The sequence below is a fragment of the Ruegeria intermedia genome, from assembly GCF_900129345.1.
Taxonomy (GTDB): Bacteria; Pseudomonadota; Alphaproteobacteria; order Rhodobacterales; family Rhodobacteraceae; genus Ruegeria; species Ruegeria intermedia.
Window position 1 is genome coordinate 79,998 of record NZ_FQVK01000014.1, and the last position, 20,282, is coordinate 100,279.

14 protein-coding genes and 4 pseudogenes are annotated in these 20,282 nt (G+C 54.6%); 13 read left to right on the plus strand and 5 right to left on the minus strand.

The genetic code is table 11. The annotated features are described in order from the left end of the window. The first annotated feature begins 90 nt into the window (after nt 1-90). Nucleotides 91-717 carry a hypothetical protein gene (locus tag F3H26_RS11425; RefSeq protein ID WP_149776184.1) on the plus strand — a complete coding sequence of 209 codons (627 nt, stop codon included), beginning with the start codon at nt 91-93 and terminating at the stop codon, nt 715-717. A 655-nt stretch (nt 718-1,372) separates the two neighbouring features. On the opposite strand, the gene F3H26_RS11435 is transcribed toward F3H26_RS11425, so the two are convergent. Continuing rightward, nucleotides 1,373-2,416: a viperin family antiviral radical SAM protein gene (locus tag F3H26_RS11435; RefSeq protein WP_188127750.1), complete on the minus strand. Its 1,044-nt coding sequence runs from the start codon at nt 2,414-2,416 to the stop codon at nt 1,373-1,375. 69 nt (nt 2,417-2,485) lie between these two features. On the opposite strand from F3H26_RS11435, the gene F3H26_RS11440 reads away from it, so the two are divergent. The 3 genes and pseudogenes from F3H26_RS11440 to F3H26_RS11450 all read left to right on the plus strand — a co-directional run. Continuing rightward, complete coding sequence (locus F3H26_RS11440; protein ID WP_149776187.1) at nt 2,486-5,038, plus strand: ankyrin repeat domain-containing protein; 2,553 nt, start codon at nt 2,486-2,488, stop codon at nt 5,036-5,038. Nucleotides 5,039-5,191: 153 nt separating this feature from the next. Further along, a pseudogene (locus F3H26_RS20100) lies at nt 5,192-5,383 on the plus strand (transposase); the annotation flags it as partial. Next, nucleotides 5,382-5,576 (plus strand): annotated as a pseudogene (locus tag F3H26_RS11450) (integrase core domain-containing protein); the annotation flags it as partial. The pseudogenes F3H26_RS20100 and F3H26_RS11450, both read left to right, overlap by 2 nt. Nucleotides 5,577-5,847: 271 nt before the next feature. Here F3H26_RS11450 and F3H26_RS11455 read toward each other — a convergent pair. Both F3H26_RS11455 and F3H26_RS11460 read right to left on the minus strand, forming a co-directional pair. Continuing rightward, nucleotides 5,848-6,816 carry a DNA-processing protein DprA gene (locus F3H26_RS11455; protein ID WP_149776188.1) on the minus strand — a complete coding sequence of 323 codons (969 nt, stop codon included), beginning with the start codon at nt 6,814-6,816 and terminating at the stop codon, nt 5,848-5,850. Beyond that, nucleotides 6,803-8,086, minus strand: a complete 1,284-nt coding sequence (locus F3H26_RS11460; RefSeq protein WP_149776189.1) for a hypothetical protein — start codon at nt 8,084-8,086, stop codon at nt 6,803-6,805. Before F3H26_RS11460 ends, F3H26_RS11455 begins: the two co-directional genes overlap by 14 nt. 135 nt (nt 8,087-8,221) lie before the next feature. On the opposite strand from F3H26_RS11460, the gene F3H26_RS11465 reads away from it, so the two are divergent. The 4 genes and pseudogenes from F3H26_RS11465 to F3H26_RS20005 all read left to right on the plus strand — a co-directional run bounded on the left by F3H26_RS11465 (nt 8,222) and on the right by F3H26_RS20005 (nt 10,877). Then, nucleotides 8,222-9,100: a hypothetical protein gene (locus F3H26_RS11465; protein WP_149776190.1), complete on the plus strand. Its 879-nt coding sequence runs from the start codon at nt 8,222-8,224 to the stop codon at nt 9,098-9,100. Nucleotides 9,101-9,241: 141 nt separating this feature from the next. Continuing rightward, nucleotides 9,242-10,257 (plus strand): annotated as a pseudogene (locus F3H26_RS11470) (IS110 family transposase). 253 nt (nt 10,258-10,510) lie between these two features. Beyond that, nucleotides 10,511-10,669 (plus strand): annotated as a pseudogene (locus F3H26_RS19460) (IS3 family transposase); the annotation flags it as partial. A gap of 13 nt (nt 10,670-10,682) precedes the next feature. Continuing rightward, entirely contained in the window at nt 10,683-10,877 is a 195-nt protein-coding gene (locus tag F3H26_RS20005) for an ankyrin repeat domain-containing protein (protein WP_188127752.1), read from the plus strand. A 228-nt stretch (nt 10,878-11,105) separates the two neighbouring features. Here F3H26_RS20005 and F3H26_RS11480 read toward each other — a convergent pair whose 3' ends face one another. Together F3H26_RS11480 and F3H26_RS11485 are read right to left on the minus strand one after the other, a co-directional pair. Continuing rightward, nucleotides 11,106-11,756, minus strand: a complete 651-nt coding sequence (locus tag F3H26_RS11480) for a hypothetical protein (protein ID WP_149776192.1) — start codon at nt 11,754-11,756, stop codon at nt 11,106-11,108. Between the two features lie 488 nt (nt 11,757-12,244). Continuing rightward, nucleotides 12,245-12,577 (minus strand): hypothetical protein, encoded by a 333-nt coding sequence (locus F3H26_RS11485; protein WP_188127753.1) that lies wholly within the window; start codon nt 12,575-12,577, stop codon nt 12,245-12,247. Between the two features lie 80 nt (nt 12,578-12,657). Here F3H26_RS11485 and F3H26_RS11490 point away from each other — a divergent pair, with 80 nt between their 5' ends. The 5 genes from F3H26_RS11490 to F3H26_RS11510 all read left to right on the plus strand — a co-directional run bounded on the left by F3H26_RS11490 (nt 12,658) and on the right by F3H26_RS11510 (nt 20,166). Further along, nucleotides 12,658-13,356: a hypothetical protein gene (locus F3H26_RS11490; RefSeq protein WP_149776194.1), complete on the plus strand. Its 699-nt coding sequence runs from the start codon at nt 12,658-12,660 to the stop codon at nt 13,354-13,356. Further along, nucleotides 13,353-15,725 carry a DDE-type integrase/transposase/recombinase gene (locus F3H26_RS11495; RefSeq protein WP_149776195.1) on the plus strand — a complete coding sequence of 791 codons (2,373 nt, stop codon included), beginning with the start codon at nt 13,353-13,355 and terminating at the stop codon, nt 15,723-15,725. The genes F3H26_RS11490 and F3H26_RS11495 overlap by 4 nt, the downstream gene beginning before the upstream one ends. Then, nucleotides 15,697-16,701 carry a TniB family NTP-binding protein gene (locus F3H26_RS11500; protein WP_149776196.1) on the plus strand — a complete coding sequence of 335 codons (1,005 nt, stop codon included), beginning with the start codon at nt 15,697-15,699 and terminating at the stop codon, nt 16,699-16,701. Before F3H26_RS11495 ends, F3H26_RS11500 begins: the two co-directional genes overlap by 29 nt. Beyond that, on the plus strand, nt 16,589-18,544 hold the full coding sequence (locus F3H26_RS11505; RefSeq protein WP_149776197.1) for a TniQ family protein: 1,956 nt from the start codon (nt 16,589-16,591) through the stop codon (nt 18,542-18,544). The genes F3H26_RS11500 and F3H26_RS11505 overlap by 113 nt, the downstream gene beginning before the upstream one ends. 521 nt (nt 18,545-19,065) lie before the next feature. Next, nucleotides 19,066-20,166 carry an AAA family ATPase gene (locus tag F3H26_RS11510; RefSeq protein WP_149776198.1) on the plus strand — a complete coding sequence of 367 codons (1,101 nt, stop codon included), beginning with the start codon at nt 19,066-19,068 and terminating at the stop codon, nt 20,164-20,166. Nucleotides 20,167-20,282 lie beyond the last annotated feature (116 nt).

The following is a 20,282-nucleotide window of genomic DNA, read 5'->3' on the forward strand; positions in this document are numbered from 1 at the left end:
GCACCATCAGTCAAACTTTCATCTTCTGCTTGAAATTGGCTGAAGAGCGGTGCTGATTGCAATTTCAGACCGTCGTGGTTGGAGCAAACTATGGAAGACTATCAACAGCTTGTTCGAGAATACGAGGAGCGAGAAGCGCAAAGAAGGAAATACTGCAACCTTACAAGAATACCACCGTCATCTTTGGCAGAACGAAGTCGCCTTCCTCGTGACATTCATTTCGGAAAGATGCTTTATCTTGGTTACGGGCGGAACGCTTGGCATGGCACATGGATCAAAAGGTATTACCCGGGGTCGATTTCTTTTTTCGAGAAGGATCTCCAAGCTCTGAGTGAAAGGCACCGGGTCCAAGGTTCGGTTTTTCGTATTGAGCCTATCCCAGTAGTCTATCTGGAATACTGTCACGATGTCGTTGTGCTGTTGGCGATCAATGATCGCACGCCTGCGTCTTACCAACCACTTCTTGAGAACATCCTGCCGTTTCGTCTGGACGCATTCTGGACGGCAGATGAGTTCAAGATCGACAATTGGCTACTAACTTTCAGTCTCCCCGCCTGGCGACCTGATCTCTATCCAAAGAGCTATCATCGTATGTCGTCCTCGCCGCAGGGCGCGGGCAGGCCACTGCGTTGGTCGCGACATGAATTAGATGGCACCGAGGGCGGAATCTGTGCTGCCTTTTCTGATTTCATGTCTCGGATGCTGAGGCTCGGCTAATTGGCCAAAGCGGACCTTCGTTGGGGGTGCGAGCAACGACTGTTCAGTCCGCCATAGCTTTGAGGAATGCATTGGACAATTACGCGGCGGATAGTGGTTCGCCGCGTAGTGCGTTAATAGAACCGGGCGATTTTCGTAGCGACTACAAAATGTTGTGGGGGTATCAATGCCTCAACCAGATGGTGCCTCCAGCGTATCGCCGAAGGCACGAGTTTAACGAACGGCTGGATCCATGTAGGCGCCCTTGTTGATGCGAGAAAACCGATCGGCTTTGGCCTGCGAAAATATGTGCGGACAGAATGAAGGCTGCCCGAAGCGACGAAAAGTTAGGTTTGTTGGGGCCACGTAGCTGGACGAAAGATGGATCTTGGTTCAGCAGGCCGCCGTCGGGGTGTTGACGTGCGCCAGCCGGAGTTCAAGAGCTCATTTGTTGCAGAGAATGGCCCCACCTAAAATCTGCTCTAATTTTCGTTGGCTCGGCGTATTCGAGACCGAAGAATTTGCAACGTTTTCGTGTCACCCGGACTCGTCGACACCGTGATTATTGCGCCGCTGGGCGAAATAAGGCGACCGTGTTTAGAGCGGCGTTTGAACTGCCAGCCTTGGGAAACCAGGTTTCTTATCAATCGATGGATGTCTTTGTCGGATGAGTACTTCATGCCACCTCCCCTGGAAAAACGGGGCGGTACCTGAGTGCGAAGCGTTCAGGACAAAAAGCGATCTGGCTTAGTGCATTCCTCAAACCCTCCTCAAGTATAGGATTGCTATACTTGTATTCCTTTTGGCCTGTTCCATTTTGAAAAAAGCGCCCATTCGGATCAATCATTAGGTATGATTTTTCCATCACATGGTTGTCCTCAACGGACATGATACCTTTGAACACGTGGTGTCTTCGTACGAACGCATCGAATTCGTGGGACCCGATTTCCAACGCGCTGTTTGTAGCGGGAAGCATGCGTAGGACCTTCCAGCGATCCGGCTGTAGAGCGTACAATAAAGGGCTGAAATCTTCGGTATGGTTTGCGCTATTGACGACGGTATTGATCTTGATCTTGGGGCCGTTTGCTTGCGTGCGCGCAGTGCTCAGCAGTTCATGAATTTGGGTCAAACAGACCTGATTGCCTCTGCGGTCCAAACGTCCGATTGTGGCATTCGTATCAGGCTTTGCTGAATCCAAACTTAGTCCAAGCAGGGCCAAATATGGCAGGACCTTTTCGACTGTCTCCAAACGGCTGCCGTTGGTTATGAGGCTTACGTCAAGCCCCAAGCGCTTTGCCTGCTGTGCAATTCTAACCAGAGGGTCTCCCAAGAGTGTAGGTTCGCCGCCGGCAATGCTCAGGCGGACTCTTGACCACTCAAGATAGTCACTAAGGGGGTTTCGCGGGTTTGCTGGGGCAAAGAAACGGGAGATCTCAGAGAGCAAACGAAGCGTCTTTGCTTCGTCGCGCCAGACTTCCCGCTTATCGGCTTTCTTCCATTGCGCGTAGCAGAACTGGCAACCGAAGTTGCATGCCTCGGTCAAGTGCCAGTTCACAACCAGTTCATCGATTTTCCATCTTTTTGACGAAATCATCTCGTTCTCCGTGAGCTTGAATGCAGGATCCACAAAACGAAATCTCGCCACTTTTGGAGCGAATGCGACGAAACCAATCGTACACTTGGAAAATCGCACGCTTGAGAAAGCATTGCCCTCATTCACTGCTGCGGCGATTCAGAAAAACGTCTATGTACGACCGATTTCGTCGCGCGATGTGCAGGTGGCAGTAAATTGACCAACGCGAAGACGTTGAGAGACAAAACAATGACGACAATACCTTCTTTCGAATCCGCCGTTCTGACGATTTCAGGTCTGCTTGCACCCGTTGAGCTTCAGACGGCAATCAAGCAGCGATTTCAAAAGGGAGAAATGGGCCATGTACGCCACCAAGAGTTGCTAAAGGCTCTACTGGAGGATGTTCGGCGAGCAGTGGAGATTCCAAAGGATTCAGATCTTTTTAATGACTTTCTTAGGAGTGCCTTCAACTTACTCAATACGCTTGACACTTTCGGGAATTATTCCCGGACGTATGATGCGGACGAAAGGCAAGTGCTGTGGGAAATTGCACAGGATTTAGCGCCGGCAATGGGGCGTACCTACGGATTCTGGAGCCTCGACCAATCGCTGACGCCGCAGCTTCCCAACGGCGATCTCTGGTTTCTGCCTCGAACGTGCGAAGTCAATCCCCAAAGGCTCGTGTTACCAGTCGAAACACTGGCAACGTGGTGGTTAGGTGAGCTTGGAACAAAACAGGGAAGCATCTGGCCGCATTCAACCGACGATCGTCTCCGCACTTTTCAAAACTGGAAGTCCGGAAAAACAACCCCATCAATTGATGCCATTTATCGGATGTTCCCAGATAAAGAAACGTTCCTCCCAGTCACCACTTTCGCATCGCCGCAAGATGCGGATGTCGAGAGACGTTTTGAGGCCGCAATTGCCTTTTTGAACAGAAGTTTCGATCATGACGGTATAGCTGAAAAAGTCACTTGGCTGATCGAATGCTGCCCCCGGATTCCACGGGGAATTGCCGAGCAAGCCTTTGCGGGGCGGCTGGGCGAACATGAAAAGACGCTTTTTGTAACTGCTGTAGAAACTCGATGGGGAATTCGACGCCTCTTTCTGGTTGCGCGCGCGCTTGAGGCCGCTTTCAAACGCGCGGTTGCAACCTTGACGCCGGACGTCCCCGCAGACGACCCAGACCCCTTCAGCAACAAAGCACTCCAGTTGATTGAGCTTTTCAAACTCTCATACAAATGGACCGTGGACGCTGGAAATGGCCCTTTTCGGGTTCATGATAGGCGGTTCAGGGAAGCTGTGCCTGAGTGGCTCGCAAATGGGGCATTTTGGGGAATCATGCCCCACGAACAAGGGCTTCGACGACCAGAAGCCATTGCTCACAGATTCAGTTCCGAATTTAAACGAAAAACACGCGGTCGGGAGTTGGACAACATTTTCTTGGATAGAACCTTTTCTGCGGCGGCGCTGGCCGAAGACGTTGATGCCAAGGCCGTTGAAGAGCGGGACGCCTTGGAGAAGCTTTTAGAAAAAGGGGTGTCGATATGGAGGAGCAACCAACCCAATCGCCAGTCGTCCCTTTCGGAACTTCTCGAAATAGCGCAAAGCCATCCGAGAAAGGCGGAGTTCGAGGCGGATATCCTATATCTCGAAGCGCTGCACTGCATCGCTCAAAACGACCCAGATACTGCTAAAGCAAAGGTCCTGGAAGCCTTGGATGCGTGTAACTCAAGGGGTTTTGGTGAGCTCAAGACCGAGTTGGCTTGGCTCGGCTTCTCACTGGAGGTCGCCTTTCAGTCCTTTAGTGTCAAAAAGGCTGAGAGATTTTTCCGAACCTGGTCACGCAACATGCAGCCTGAAGACGTTAAGCGTTTTTTTGTTTTTCCCGATGGAACCGTGGCCCCCTTTGAACATGCGATGAGGAGTGCTGCACCGGAAGCATCTGAATCTTTTTGGAACAAACTTTCGCGGCCTTATCCGGGAGCCGCTCGCTTGGAACGGCCATTTTTCGAAGAACACGGCGATGTGTTCAAAGAGTATTGCCAAATAGTTTTTCAGGGGCGCGTAGATCAGGAAGCCGCCGCTTGGAAAAAACGACACAACACAGCCCTCAAAAAAAAGTTGTGCGACGTGCGTGGAGATACGTTTTTCAGCCTGATCTTGAAGATGACGATCGACATGACTGGATGCGATCTGCCGGAACCACCAGCGGGTACCATTCCCATTTCGTTTGAAGAAATGAAAGCCCGGTTGAGACACGGTGTTTTGACCTTGGCGCAGATCATGGATCGCAAAGCCCTTGAGGATACGGATTTCAAGCTTCAGTCCCCGTTGATGCTTGCCGCTGTGAACGCAGACGTCGATTTGGTCAAGGCGCTCCTTGATAGACAGGTCGATGTCACTGCCGCAGATTCGCTTGGGCGTACTGCGCTCCACTCTGCGGCACTCGGACACTCAACGCGGTGCTTCGAATTGATCTTGTCGTCGGGAGCAGACGTCATGGCGCGGACATGTGTAGGCACAAGTGCTTTTGCGCTGGCAGCCAACCTTGGGGAGGACGAGATGGTGCGTCTTTGCCTTGAAAAATCCGGATCAAATATTCCGAAAACAGAAAGAGAAAAAGTACTGGCTTGTGCAATTGATTGTTACGAAAACTACAAGCGCCACCGCAAAGACTTCGCGCAGTCTGGCAAAAAAATCGCACCTAAAGCCCGGTATCGGCGGATCGCAGATTTGTTGTCTGGGGAAATGGCATCTTCTTGCTGATGTAGGTTCGCATTTGTTCACTCAGTGTGAGCGCAGTTTCCTAAAACACAGGAGCGCAACGCTGAGAGACCATGTTTGTCGGTGTGCGCAGGTTGCCGGAGCTTCCCCATCTGAATTGGTCCACCGCTATTGTTAGGAAACGGAGGACTGAGAATGGCAAACAAGCGACCGAAGCCCGAAGAGATTGTCTCGAAGTTACGGCAGGTTGAAGTTCTGATGGGGCAAGGCATGTCCCGTCTTGACGCGATCAGACAGATCGGAGTTGTTGAGCAAACCTATTACCGCTGGCGGAAGAAGTACGGTAGAATGGGCGTTGATCAATTGAAGGAACTGAAACGGCTTCAGGGATGAGCTGCTCAACGGTGAAATCTTCTACAGCCTGCGCGAAGCACAAATCCTGATCGAATAATGGAGGAGACACTACAACACAAAACGCCCCCACAGTGCACTGGGCTGTCGCCCGCCAGCACCTGAAACCATCATCCCGATGGATCAGAGGCCGATGATGCACTACAATCAACTTGGACCAGTCAGATGAGGCTGATCACGAGGATCGCTGCTCTAAGAGTTCTTCGAGTTCTTTTGCGGATTTGTGGTGAGGAAAAGCTACCTGCGCATTTCTGCCCTTGCTGCCATGTATGCATTTCGCGGACGCTGATCCGTTTCAGAAAACGCACCCGGCCTTTCAGTCCTTGCTTGTCGAATGGCCGCTATCGGTTAGTCGATGCTACTGGTTGATTGTACGAAAATAGATGAAATTCTATCTGGGCGACGGCCCACCTTACCGCGACGAGAGCATTTCGTTTTCATTAGATCAAGAAACCGTTTTCGCCAACCAAACTACGCATGACATCATCGTAGCTGTCCCTTGAGCGCAAAGGTAAAAGGTCGGCCTTCATTGTCTTGGATGTCTTCAGGCCAACAAATCTGGCCAACCCTTCTTTGCCCTCGAGGAGCAAAAGGTTGGCCCCAAACACCGCTTCCGACGACTGTTCCTCTGGCGGTACGATGAAAGCGAGCTTGCGGGGCAACTTGGCGAAATGTCCGACAGTGAACCGCGAACCACCATCAATTCTACTTTGAACCAGAAGCAACAAATGCGACATGCCTGCTTGAAGACGGCACGAAGCTATCACGGAATTCTGGTCCTCGGCTGCACCCGGCGCGAATTCTGATACCAGAAGCCCTCTTGCTCCCAAGAGTTTTCCGGCTCGCTCTGCCGTCTTCTTGGAAGTTAGGTTGCACTCCAGAATATCGAGACCACAAGCCATCACACCAATGACTCCTGGCAAGAAGGCGCCATCGTGCGTGACCGAGCGGATATCGATACCGTCGGCCAAGCCATTGCAGAGATTTACACTTCTCTCTGAAAAATGACGTCCAACCCGACCAGCAACGGTTTCACCAAACGGGGTAGTATTACGTGTCCCGATCACTCCAAGCGTGGGGGCCGCAAGCAAGGATAGGTCGCCCCGGCAGAATAGCACAGCGGGGGGTGTGCTCAATTCTATGAGTTGGGAAGGGTATCTCGGGTCGCCGAGCGTTACGGCAATAATTCCGACCTCAGCGCATCTTGAGAGGTATTGCTCGGCTTTGGAAAGCGCGGCCTTCCAATCGGCTTCATCGGCTGCGCCGATGACTGGCCGCATCGCGTCGAAAACTTCAGTATCTGATTGCGAAGCTTGGATCCGAGCGAAGTTCTTCTTGATCGCACCGGGACCGACGCCTTTGATTTCCAGCAACGCTAAGAGGTAGCGTGCGAGATCAGTTTCTAACATTGGTTATGTTCCCCATCCAGCCGCAGCCGTTTCCATTGTACTCAGGTGGGACGCAGTTGTAGAACGGCGACCCATCGCGTTTTCGGTACTTGATTCGCGCAATCTTTCCGCATCGAGGACAACTCTTCTCTACCGGAACTTCGTTAGTCAGGTAGAAAAGAGCGAGGAACAGAACGTTCCGCACACCTGCTTCAAGCAACATGTCCACGTGCGACATCGCGGTTGCTCCTGTCGTGAACTGATCGTCGACGACGATAACGCTCTTTCCCCGCAGATCTATCTCACTTTCTAAGCGCACGAAGCGCTTGATGAACCCCATTCGACCTGCACGGTGTTTCTCTTGTCGGATGCTTCCAGTGACCTCCGGCGACCAAACGAAAAGTTCGTTCTTCTGTAGGTCGACGTTCAACTCATGAAGCAGTTTCGCCATCTTACGCGGGGGCTTCGTCGTTGCCTTGTCCGCAACGCAGGTAATGATGTCCCATCGGATCGCATCATGCGCCATAACCTCGTCATTCAGGTACCGACTCACATCACGCACAACCTCTCCAAGGAAGTTCTCGGTTCGATCCTCGCTTCCGAACTTGTAGTATCGCTCGATTGCGCCGTAGGCGTCGCACGGCCCTTGCTGCTGGCGACCGATGCAACGAATGAGCGTATAGCCATCATTGAGGTTTCGTGCGGTGAACATGCGAACGGCGGCATTACCTTGCTTATCTTCAAGAACCAAACGGTGCTTTGCAGGCGTTTCGATCACGCGGAGGAGTTCACGGAAGGAACGACAATTGTAAGTCGCCCCCTCCATACAGAGGCGCGCCCAACTGGCCAGCCCATCGTAGTAGGGATCATACGGAATGTCGCCCGGGCCAGGAAGCAACAGCACAGACGGGATAGATAGGCCTCGCGCCAATTGAATATTGAGCCCTGTATCGCCGACCACAAGGAACTCTTCTGCAATGGCGCTGGAAGGAAACCCGAAACGTCTTTCGAGATAGCTCCTCAATTTCGCAGTATTGGGCTTGTCGGCGAGTGCAAGCCAAGGCGCATCAAAAATCTTCTCCGACACAGGGCCGACATAGGCGTCGTGGGAATCAGATACGATCGTCACAGAGTGTCCGCGTTTCTTCGCTGCCTCAACGAATTCTCGCGCGCCTTCGACAATCGGAATCTCGTCAAGTGAAAAGCAGCGATTGCGGCCATACTTGATGTCGTCGTACTTGCTTGCGGTCGTTTTAACGAGCGTTCCGTCCAAATCCAGCAAAATATGCAAGGGTTAATCTCAGGTCTTAACAATCGGCGGTGAACACTAACGTGCGCCCCATTTCACATCGATACTTGTCGATGATCCTTAGTTGTGCATGTTGTTGATTCTATAAAGTTTTTTTGGCGATCAGGAGCAGAAACCTTGTACACAAGATTGGCTAATGGGCATGCTACGAAGTTCATTCAGGATCGTCCAGACCTGAGCGTAATAACAGACTGGTTGAACTCATCGCAGCGCAAGGCCGCACTATCCGCCTTTCACAACTCGGTTGCATCAAAGAAGCCTGGGCGCGTTATTCAGAGAGTTTCCAAGAATGTGCGCCCTGCGTTCGGTGCTGTTCATTTGGCCCAATGGGACAAGGTCATGAAGGCGGTTATTGCCGTTCGGATGACGTCTGCTCGTGAAACCGATGTCTTTGCAATGTCAGGGGACGAGGAGAAGGTATTTTCGGAACGATCGGTCATTCTGGCAGACCTAATGTTTGTTTCGCGTGCCGCTGAGAGCAATTCTTACATCAACATCGCCGCTAATATCTCGCATCATGCGATTTCCAGACTGATGGAGCGAGAGGCGTCGACCCCTGAAACGATAAGGGCAGACGTTCTCGAGATACTTCAGAAGGCGCGGTCTCTGCGAACCCTGTTGTCCTTGGGCCTTGAACACAACCTGACCAACCTGAAGGACAACACAACCTACGACATGCTTGTACCGCACGGAGACGGAGCACTGGTACTGCGTACGCTGCGCGTAAATGCTGCGACCAAGTCATTCTTTCCCGACCCGATGCCTGTATTTTCGGTCCGGACATATCTGGAAAAGTCGATGCTGGGATCTCGCGAACTTGAGCGTATGGCTGGTTTTCGCATCTCCCGCGACGCAATGGTGTCAGCAGAGGATTTGCGGCACATTCTTGCATGGCTCAAAGGGAATGCCGAAGAAATGGACCCGCGTAGAAGATTGATCGTAGAACAAGAGCTGTGTAGTAAATCTTCTGATGTCAGCGCCAACGGGACGGTTTAGGGATACTATTCCCCGTAACCCAACTTTGTGTCTGACGTCAGCACCTATCGGACAGATTTAGGGGTTTGAGCAACGGAGATGCGGTCATCGGGCCGAGTCGCCACAATGGATGTGGTGATTTGCAGCTCGGAGGAGATGACCATGACGTATTACATTGGACTTGATGTTTCGGTTGAAAGTACGGCAATTTGCGTGATTGACGACAAGGGCCATGTCGCGAAGCAACTTTCCGTGCCGAGCCGCCCTGACGATCTTGCGGCAGCGCTCAATCCATTTTTTCCCGAAGCGATTGGTTCGATTAGCCTGGAAGCTGGCCCCATGTCTTCGTTTCTTGCGGCTGGTCTGAAACGGCATGGTCTTGTTCCTGTCCCAATGGAGACGCGACGCGTTCATGCGGCGTTGTCTGCCATCCCGGTCAAAACGGATCGGCGTGATGCGCGTGGCATCGCAGAGTTGCTACGCATGGGATGGTTTCAACCGGTGCATCTGAAGACCCCTGCCGCCCGTGATTTGCGATTGATTTGTCAGCCCGAGACACTTTTGGACGGCGGATCCGGGAACTCGACAATTCCGTTCGCGGGCTTCTTCGTGGTTTTGGCCTGAAGGTTCCCAAAGGAGCTCGCGGCCGGCTTTGTGATCTGGTTCGCGACCTGATCGACGGCAATCCGGCTCTGGAGGCAGCAATCACCCTGCTCTTGGCGGCGCGCGAAGCAATGGCAGACGAGTTTGCCAGGCTGGACAAGCTTGTCCGGGATCAGTCCCGCAAGGATCCCGTATGTCGCCTCCTGATGACAGTTCCCGGTGTCGGCGCTGTGATCGCCATGACCTTCCGCGCGGCCATCGATGATCCCAAACGCTTTCGTTCATCGAAGTCGGTGGGAGCCTGTTTTGGCCTGACACCACGCCGGTATCAGTCCGGCGAGACCGACCGTGTCAGCTCGATAACCAAAGCTGGGGATGCCAGTGTAAGAACCGCACTCTACGAAGCGGCGCATGTGATGTTGGTGAGATCGTCCCGTTGGACGCCGCTCAAGGCCTGGGCGATGCGCGTGGCCGCCAGACGCGGCGCAAAACGTGCCAAGATCGCACTTGCCAGAAAGCTGGCTGTGATCCTGCACCGGATGTGGATGGATGGCACCGAGTTCAAAGCAGCCTGAAGGAACGGAAGAAAACCCTTCCGCAAGGAAGGCGCTCCTGAAGGGACGTGGTGAGGGAAAAGCCGACAGAAATCCTGGCTTGAATTCAAAGTCGCAACGGAGATGGGCTTTCCTGAACCAAAGCCGACCGCATCATATGAGTGCACCACGCAGATCACGGACAGAAGCATGCACCTTCAGACGCCTTATCCTTGCAAAACAAGGCCCGATTACAGAAGGATTTCTGGTTCATTGAAGCCATCAAGGAGCGAAGATGAACAAGAAATCCGGAACAAGCAAAGATGCCGTTGATAAGCTGGTCAGAGGCATCAAGCGGAAGACCCGCAAACAGTATTCAGCGGAAGAGAAGATCAGGATTGTCCTGGCTGGCCTGCGCGGTGAGGAAAGCATTGCAGCGCTGTGTCGCCGCGACGATGCATCCTCGAATGGCGACTCTTGAGAGCTTGTCTGGTTGGGGGGTGGAGCATAATGGGTCCCCTGGGCGTACTGCGCTCCATTTTTTAGCACTCGGACACTCAACGCGGTGCTTCGAATTGATCCTGTCGTCTGGAGCGGACGTCATGGCGCGAACATGTTTAGGGACGCTGCTCAAGCGGCGTAACAGGTCATACTGCAACTAAACAGGACGGATTCAACGGTAGGGCACAAACAATCTAACCTGCTGCACAGACAATCAAGCTGGACCACTCAGTTGGGGCTGATCACTTGAAACCGTACTTACGCCTTCTTCGCTTGGCCAAAGTGTCTGATCGAAACAGTGGCCAGTTCAGAAACCACATAGCATGCGTTTCGGTGGTAGCCTGTCAGTACAGTGCGCAACGTCTTGTCGATCCGAGAGGCATGATTGGCTACTTTAAGTTCTCGTTTGCTCCGACAATGATGCGCTTCTGCAACCACTCGTAAGCCTGTTGCTTTGTGGCAAACGTCAACTCAGGGTTTCCCATTCTCCAAACCGTATCTGAAATGTAGGGTCGAACTTCTTGCACGGTGTTCCAAGGAAAGGGCTCGGCGTCTTCTTGAAAAATAACTCTATGGAGGTGTGCGCTCCTTTCTTTGGGGTCTCCTTCTCCAACTGGGATGGCCATTATCGCACCCGACGATGAAAGGCCCGCGAAAGCATATTCATATCCATGCTCTGCAAAGATTGCACCCAGATGATGCTTTCGCACCTGCTCAGCTATCCAAGTATTCTTTCGTTGTTCGTGTTTTTGGCGGGCGTCTGGAGGCGCTGGGGTCATTGTATAAATTTCCAGAACGCTATGCGATTGCCATGCCCAGCTCAGGGCATTTTTCCGCGCCCGACGCCTATTTAGAGTGATCAAACCAGTTGGAGGCGCATACTCTTCTGGTGAAGTGTGGTAGCGCTCTACGAACTTTCTGCGCAGAAAATTCGGGTGAAATCCATACTCGTCGGCAGTCTCAATCACGATTTCGAAGGCATTACCTTCGTTGCCAAGACGATTTTTAAGAGTGTCTAAAGCGTCCTCGAGGTCTGTCATCAGTGCTCACTGGGGAACTGCAACGGTCAGGTGACAATATTTTTCGGCTACATCGGTAGGCAACATTTTTCAACGCCCTCTGTGATCCGCGCTTCTCTACCTATTTTGGGGCGCGTTACTCAGCGTGATCGGTCTCACCTGAGTTGTCCTGTTTGATCGTTGGTGAATTACCAGCCTTTGGTCCATCGGGACGAAAGTTTTCGGCGCCGGCGGGCGGTAAAAGCACAATCGGTTCGCATGCGACTCAACACGCGGAATCAAAAAGCTTCTCCAAGGGGGACATTGATTGTGAGATCTGCGCAAGTCGTTGCAATTATGCAACTGCAGCACGTCGAAAAGAGACGCGATTTCATGGAGATCAAAATTTACGCATCAAAACTGGTCCTCGAGTTCGGTTTTTCCAGCGGCAAAGAGGATTGAGGAAAAATTAGCAAAAACAATAGCTTAAGACCATATCTCCGAGTTGCGGGGAATTGTGTGGGTTCGTTTTACTCGTCGCGGAAACGTTTTCGCAAAATTTTTTTGGGCCGAAAATCGCTCCTTGCGCGACTTTTGAACACGAATAATTTTGCCTTCGAAAGCCAGCTCGGACGGCAGGTCAGGGGCCAGCCAGAGACCGATCTGCTTTGGAAATTCGGGAAATGGCCAACATCTATTTTGCCCATTTGGCCAAGCGCCCGGTAGCCATCCGTGGGCAACGACGAGAACTGAGGCGGAGACGTGAAGAAGCGTTGAACAATCACAATGACCAACCCGGCTAAAACCGGGTAGCAACCAACTGGAATGACCGCCGCCCAATACTGCGGATCATTCGATTTCATCCAGACAATATGGCCGCTGCCTTCGGGCAACGCCGGACCTGTTTCCGGCGGGCGGTCTCCTCATACCAGGAGGTTTGAACATGCCGATTTTTTCGGAGGGACGAGTATTGCCTGTGCCTTCCCGCGCAGACAGGAACGTGCAGAAAATTTCTAACGGTACGCGAGAGTCCAAGGGATCGAAAGGCCACTGCATCGGCTTCATGGTCCTCGACGGCGGACCGGGTGTTCGTGTCTCGTCAGAGTCCTTCTTCGAGCAGGGCTTCAAGAAGATCTTGGCGGCGCGACCGGATATTTCTGATGTTCGGGAACAGGTGCTGTTCCGATACGGTCGAAAGAACGAGCGCTGCCATTTCTTCGATATACTTGCGACCAAGACCGACGGTTCGCGTATCGCATACACCGTCAAGCCGGCTGCCAAACTGGCTTCAGGGCGGTTCGTCGAGGAAATGCAAACGATTGCCTGGTGGGTGCAGAAGAAGGGGTTTGCGGACGCGCTTCGGTTGCTCTCGGATACACATTTCGACCGCGTCGAACTTCACAACGCCAATCTGAACGCAGCACTCCATGACTGCGACGCAGAAGCTGACGCAGTGTCCTCAAGGATAGCTGAAGAATTGCGCGGGGCGGCGACGCTCCGCTCGCTCACCGAGCAGGTTGACCTCGGCGCTCGCGGTTATCGCGCGCTATTGCGGCTCGTCGCCCGCGGCGTGTTGGCCCCGGTGACCCGCGAACGGATTAACCCCGAAACCTTGGTCGCTTGGACGGGAGCGCGGGCATGAACGCGATGGTTGGGCAATTTGGTTTGACAGCGCACAATTCCGGGGCATTGCACTGCTTCCGGCTCGAGCCTCATGATCGCCTGATTGTTGATGGGAAGCCGTATCGCGTGCTCCGGAGGACCGGCGAGAATGTAGAACTCATGCCGGAAGACGGACGTGGCCTGGTTGAGCAATTTGCACTTTCTCAGCTTGGCCGTTTGAACGCCACGGGACAGATCAAGCATGAGGTTGGCTACTATTTGCCGGACGATCTCAAGTCTTCACCCGAGGTGAAGAGCATAGATTTTCGGGTGTCGGAGCTGCCGCCCGGCGCCCGGCGCCGCTTCAAAATTCGACATGCGCTTGTGCGCGCGACGCTTGATTTGCGTGACGAGGGGAAAATCCGCATCAACACGAACGACATAGAGGCGCACAAGAGCGAGATCGAGAAACGGGCAAGCGTTTATATGGTCGAGGAGGCGAGCGAACGCGATCTTCTGGATCACGAAAAGGAAACGGGTCGTCTTCCGCGGAGCGTCGAAGCGAAAACAAAGCGCAGACGTGGAGGTAGCTCTGGGAAGACCGTCTCCGCATACAATGCCGACTACCTTCGAAAGCTTGCTTCTCGATACGAAAGGCATGGTCCGGCTGTACTCGCGGACAGCTTGTGCAAGTCCGGCAACCGAACCAGTCCGTTTGGACCCGAGGAGCAGGCGCTCATGATGCAGACCATCAAAGAAAGCTACCTGACGCCTGAGCGGAGGCCTATCGCCCGCACCGTTGAGGACGTCAAACGCGCTTTCGCCAAGGAGAATGAACGCCGGCAGGAAAACGGTCTAAGACTTCTAAAGGTGCCCGGCCGTGACGCTGTTCGGGGTGCGATCAAGAAGCTTGACCAGTTCGCCGTCATGGTCGCCCGATATGGTTCAGAGTACGCAATGAAGGAGATGCGCCCGGTCAATAGAGGGCTCGAGGTCTCGCGACCAGGCGAGCGCGTGGAAATCGACGAGTGGTGCATTGACCTGATTTCGATACTTCACTCGGCAAAACTGCACGCAGTGCTCGGATCTGACTTCATTGAGGCTATCGGCCTCGATAGAACAAAGGATCGCTGGTGGCTGGTTGTTGCAATTGACTGCCGAACCCGGGTCATTCTTGGCATGAAACTTGCGAGAAACCCATCCTCGAGCGCTGCGATCGAATGTCTCCGCATGGTGGTCAGTGACAAGGGGCAATGGGCAGACGCAGTCGGTGCCCTTTCACCTTGGTCGCATGCAGTTGTTCCCGAAACGCTGGTTACCGACAATGGCCCCGCATTTCGGTCGGCGGATTTTACCGAGGCGTGTCTCGACCTTAAAATCTCCGTTCTTCGTACGATTGCAGGTGTTCCGGGTATGCGCGGCCGCGTCGAACGTTTCTTCCGCACCTGTGCGATGAACTTGCTGCCTCGTCTTATGGGGCGCACTTTTTCGAATCCTTTGGAGCGAGGGGACTACCAAACGGAAGACCGGGCGGCGCTGGATGCAGAAGGTCTCGCTTTCGCCCTGGTGCGCTGGATCGTGGACATCTACCACAACTCGCCACATGAAGGACTCGGTGGACGTACCCCACTCGAGCAATGGGATGCCGACATGCTGGACGGAAACTTCCCGGTGCGGGCTCTGCCAGACAAGCGCAGCAAGCGTCTCGCCTTCGGCATGAAGTTGAAGCGGCATGTCGACAAGACCGGCGTCACAATCCTTGGGGTCCGATACCAGGGGCCCGAACTGCTGGCCTTCAGGCGTACCTGCGGGGGCGGTCAGGTCGATGTGCGGTGGGACCCAAGCGATCTTGGTGCCATCGAGGTTTTTCTGGGTGATGCCTGGTACGAGATCCACGCGGTCAGTGATCGCTTCTCGGGACTGGATGTGCACCGCTGGGTCAAGGTCCGCAGGACACTGCGCGCCAAGTCGCAATCGCGAAAGGCATGGGAAGAAGAAGTAGTGTTCAAGGCAATCGACGACATTGAGACGCTGATTGGCGAGCAGTCGGCGGCCTACGGGATCATGAATACTGCGATTTCGACGCAATACCTTAAGCACCTGGAGGGGAGCCTTTTCGCATCTTTCGATATCGTTCGGCGCGAGGACACGACCACGGATTGCGCTGACCTGGGTATCAGGATCGAACCGCGCGAGCCGGATATCGACGTGGCTCTTGGTGTTGAGCTTCCGATGAAGGTCGAGGTCACCAACAGCGCAGATGCAGATGCAGATGCAGATGCAGATTTTGCCAACAAATCTCAGCTGCCGACAGTCCCCAATCACCCTCGGAAAAAACAAACTGAGGCACCTGCCAAATTCTGGCTGCCCGGAGATTTGAATGAAAGGAGCAATGATGATGCGTCCTGATCCAGTCACCATTTCACAGCGCCTCCGGGCGCTGCACATTCCCAATCAGCGGGATACCGAAATCGAGCGGCAGCTTCGCCGGTTGCTTCAGCATGACGAGCATGGGCAGCCCACAGCGGTTCCCTGCCGGTTCACTGGCGAAAAGGAAACCCGCGGGATCGCCGTCATCGAACCGGCGGGAGGAGGCAAGACCACTGCGATCCGGCGTGTGCTTGAGGCATCCACCGCGCTTTCAAGAAATCCTTCGACCGGGCAACCGAGGTTTCTCGCGCTGGAGGTTCCAAGCCCGGCCACACTGAAAGGTGTAGGCGCTACCATACTCGGAGCTCTTGGGATGCCAATTGTGCCTCAGAAATGTACGGAGGTCGAAATCTGGCATGCTGTTCGGCACCGACTTGGTCAGGCGGGCATCACGGTGCTTTGGCTCGATGAGGCCCATGACTTGCTCATGGCGAAGTCGATCTCAGAAACTGAGAGCTCGCTGCGCATGATCAAGTCTCTCATGCAAGGGCCAAATGCGATCATACCGATCCTGAGTGGAACCCAGCGCCTGGCAGAAGTGCTTGGGCTTGATCCGCAAGTGTCGCGCCGGTTCACGAAGATTGTTCCGGCCGATCTTCAGCATGGTGCCGATGAGGAGGGCCTGAAGGGGCTGATCCAACACTATTGTTCGAAAGCAGAAATGAGCATGTCGCTTGCTGAAGACCTACCCGCACGCCTGATCACCGCGAGCCGCCACCGCTTCGGTCGTGCGGTCGAGGCAATCATCAATGCTATCGAGTGCGCGCTATGGGACGGTGCGACGATGTTGACGTCTGACCACTTTGCGGAAGCTTGGGCAATGCAAGAAGGCTGTAGTCCTGATGACAACGTATTTCTCTCCCGCGATTGGTTGTCCATACAGCTCGATCGCGGTGCAGCGGAGTACGAAGAGGCTCGCAAGCGGCGTTTCCAAAAGAAGCTCGAAAGGGTCTGAAGTCGTGGTTCTGCTCCCCGTATTGCCGCCATTGGAAGGCGAAAGCACCGTATCGTGGTGCTGCCGCCTTGGCCCGTTTCATGCAGGGATCGAAGGCCCTGACTGGCTCCGTATGTTGCAGATCTCCCAGCGGAGTGTTCGCGAGACGAGTGACGTCTGCGTCAACCGCCTCGCGGAACTTACCGGAATTGCACCTGAACGTATCCGCTCTACCGGTGTCGTTAGAAAGGGTGAATGGGCATACGAACATAGAGGTGTTTCATTCGGGATCCGTTTTGCCTTGCACACTTGGACGTCCTATTGCCCAGCGTGCCTGTTGGAAGACACGAACCCAGGCAGTTCAAGCATAGGCCGACGCGTGGGGCGTATTTCCTGGATGTTCAGCCCGGTGCGCACCTGCCCAGTGCACGGAATACTTCTGACGCGCCGTCCGAACAAATCCTTCACTGAGCAGTTTCAGGACATGAGCCGGGTAGCTCCATCGAACAAGGAACTCGAGGCAGAAGTGTCGTCGGCAACATCCCGACCGATATCGCCGCTCCAGGAGTATGTGCAGAGGCGGTTTTCGGGGCAGCAGGATTCAGGCTGGCTTCATGCGCAGGCGATAGATCAGGCCGTCAAGGCATGCGAGATGCTTGGAGCCTGTCTGGTCTTCGGTGCGCATACCGATCTCGACAAGCTTTCCATGGCGCAGTGGGACGAAGCGGGTGGGGTTGGTTTTCAGGCGGCCAGCGTGGGGCCTGACAGAATTCGAAGCGCCCTCGAAGAGATCGCTATTGCTTCACGCAAGGTGAAGTCAGGTGGCGGTCCTCAAGCCGCATATGGTCGATTGTATCAGTGGCTGCAGTTCAACAAGACGCGGCGCGAGCCTGGGCCCATTCGGGAAGTCGTGCGTGAGCATATCCTCGACACGATGGAAGTCGAACCAGGAACCAGGCTTTTTGGGTCAGTCGTCGAGCAACGTCGGCGTCACTCGGTCGCAAGTCTTGCACGGGAGAGCGGCATTCATCCGAAGACGCTGAATCGTGCTTTGGTTCGGCAGGGGATCATTCACGGGGGCGATGAGGATCGGATCAATTCAGCCGTATCCTTCAACGCACAAGCCGGAGAAACTCTTGCAGAGCGAATTAACAAGTCTCTACCGATCAAGTCGATCCCGGATTACCTGAATTGCAACAGGCGTCAGGCTGAAATGCTTACGAGGGCCGGGATCGTCCGGCAGATTGTTCCGGGAATTGGTCGCAGCGGCGGTGTGCTTAGCAATGTACCGGTCGCAGAGCTCGATCGCTTCCTAAGAGAGTTCCGTGCAAACGGGGTACCGGCGCAATGTCCAGGGTCTGGCATGACAGACGTCATTTCTGCGTCGCAACTCGCTCGTCAGCCTGTCGTCGATATCGTTCGTCTCGTCCTCGACGGAGAACTCAGTCACATTGAACTGCTGGCCGAAGATCTCCGGTTTAAGTCGGTCCTCGTCGATCCTGATGAGATCAGAAAAGTGGTTGCAACGAAGGAGGGCGAACTCGGTTTGACTGCGGAAGAAGTGGCATCGCGTCTCGGTATCTTTCCGTCGGGCGTGACCCACCTTCGCAAGACGCCGGATCGGGATGGCAAGCCGTTCATCAGCGCAACGGAAATCGTGAATGCAACGGGGGCCGTTAAGTATCGGTTTGCTGTCGAAGAAGTCGACAGGTTCGAAGCGGCACATGCTGCTTTATCGACGCTTGCTGCCGAACATGGAGTAACATCGAAGGCCATGGCCGCCAGACTTCGTGAGGCCGGCATCAGTCCGATAGTGAGGAGGGAATATCTGAATGCCGCCATTTATCGCAGATCTGATCTGTAGAAACATCGAGGTGACTACGTTGACAGCCGCTCTTCAGGGCGGCTTTTTCTTTGGTGGCATCCGTGTTCAAGTGGTGGCGGCCCGTATTACTTGGCAAAACTTGTACCGTTGATTGGCAAATCCGCTCGCTCAGGCCAAAGCAATGGCTTTCAAGAGGTCTTTTTCTTAGGGGTTTCTGGGGAGAGATTTGCCAGATTTGGCAAAACTTCCACCTGTCTTACATGTTGAGTGAGATGACAAGCAATTCAGTGCCATTTGGCCCGAATTGCCTTCCACCCACACGGTCTATATTTGCCACTAAAATCTAAGCTGTTGAAATGTAATGATTTCGAATTGGGCGGTTCTCGACGGGGCCGCCCATTTCCGTTGCGGGCCGGCCTGGTTGGGTTGACTTGATCCGCCGACAAATCTGTTCCTTATTCGTTCTCAAGGTTCCGGAACCTTTCACACCCATTGGCCCAGTTGCCCGAGGCACTGGATTGCTGTGCGGCCCGCGTGCCGCGTGATGAAAGGACTCCACCATGACCCGTTCGACAACGACCATTCCGTTCCACGATCTGACCTTCGTCGACGACATCCCGAAGCTGCGGGACGTCGATGCCCGGCTGCAAAAGTTTCTTCGGACGATCCGACGCCAGAAGCAGGACGAAGGCCACGCGGCTGGGAAGATCAGCGAGGACGACCTCGTGAGTAGCTATGAGCTGATCATGGACAGCGACCGCGCCCGGATCAAGCGCCGGGCCATGCGGTATGTCGAACGTCTCAGTTCCTCGACCGGGATGTCTCATCTCAGTGAGGAGAACCGCGCGAAGCTGACGCCCTTGCGCGGCGGGCTGCCGGTCACCCGCGTCACCTCCGAACACGAGGCGGACGAAATCGCCGCTGCGCTGCACGCCGAGATGCCCTGGATGGCGCCCGCCACCGAAGCCGTCTGGCACGGGCTGCGGGCCTCGGCACGGGAGGACTTGCCCGGTGTCCGTTTCACCCCGCTCGTCCTGAACGGCCCGCCCGGCATCGGCAAGAGCTTCTGGGCGCGGCGACTGGCCCATCATCTGGAGGTGCCCGCGACCAAGATTGACGCAACGGGGGAGCCGGCGTCGTTCGCGCTCACCGGATCCCAACGCGGTTGGGGCAGTGCCCATGCGGGCAAACTGGTCAACACGGTCCTGAACAGCCGGCATGGCGGGCCGCTGGTCATCATCGACGAGATCGAAAAGGCTGATGAGGTCCAATCCAACAAAGGCACGCGGCACACGCTGACGGATGCGCTCCTGCCGCTATTGGAGCGGATGACGGCGGCGACCTGGGAATGCCCGTTCTTTCAGGTCAAGATGGACATGTCCTGGGTGAACTGGGTGATGACGGCGAACAGCAGGCAGGGTTTGCCGGAACCGTTTCAGAGCCGCTGCGTGGTTCTTGATCTGCCGGATCTGACCACGGGGCAGCTAAGGGACTTCGCCATGAACGAAGCCGCCCGGCGTGGACTTCCCGAGCCTGCCACCGACGCCCTCGCCGCCATCTTCGAGACCGATGCATTGTCCAACCGCCGCTTGAGCCTGCGCACCGTCGCCCGGATGCTCGACCGTGCCGAGGCGCTGGCGAAGCACCCCGTGCTGCACTGAGGCGACCGCCATGACCCATCTTGTCAATCGGCATTCAAAACTGACCCTGTATCGGCATCCAATTTTGACCCCCTTTGGTGGTTAGCAGGCCCGACGCTGCGTAGTCTCCAATTAAC

What these genes read in the sequence shown, in the direction of transcription:
- F3H26_RS11425 (WP_149776184.1), top strand. Translation starts at nt 91, where the DNA reads ATGGAAGACTATCAACAGCTTGTTCGAGAATACGAGGAGCGAGAAGCG.
- F3H26_RS11455 (WP_149776188.1), bottom strand. Translation starts at nt 6,816, where the DNA reads ATGTTAGAAACTGATCTCGCACGCTACCTCTTAGCGTTGCTGGAAATC.
- F3H26_RS20005 (WP_188127752.1), top strand. Translation starts at nt 10,683, where the DNA reads ATGGCGACTCTTGAGAGCTTGTCTGGTTGGGGGGTGGAGCATAATGGG.
- F3H26_RS11480 (WP_149776192.1), bottom strand. Translation starts at nt 11,756, where the DNA reads ATGACAGACCTCGAGGACGCTTTAGACACTCTTAAAAATCGTCTTGGC.
- F3H26_RS11485 (WP_188127753.1), bottom strand. Translation starts at nt 12,577, where the DNA reads ATGAAATCGAATGATCCGCAGTATTGGGCGGCGGTCATTCCAGTTGGT.
- F3H26_RS11490 (WP_149776194.1), top strand. Translation starts at nt 12,658, where the DNA reads ATGCCGATTTTTTCGGAGGGACGAGTATTGCCTGTGCCTTCCCGCGCA.
- F3H26_RS11495 (WP_149776195.1), top strand. Translation starts at nt 13,353, where the DNA reads ATGAACGCGATGGTTGGGCAATTTGGTTTGACAGCGCACAATTCCGGG.
- F3H26_RS11500 (WP_149776196.1), top strand. Translation starts at nt 15,697, where the DNA reads ATGAAAGGAGCAATGATGATGCGTCCTGATCCAGTCACCATTTCACAG.
- F3H26_RS11505 (WP_149776197.1), top strand. Translation starts at nt 16,589, where the DNA reads ATGACAACGTATTTCTCTCCCGCGATTGGTTGTCCATACAGCTCGATC.
- F3H26_RS11510 (WP_149776198.1), top strand. Translation starts at nt 19,066, where the DNA reads ATGACCCGTTCGACAACGACCATTCCGTTCCACGATCTGACCTTCGTC.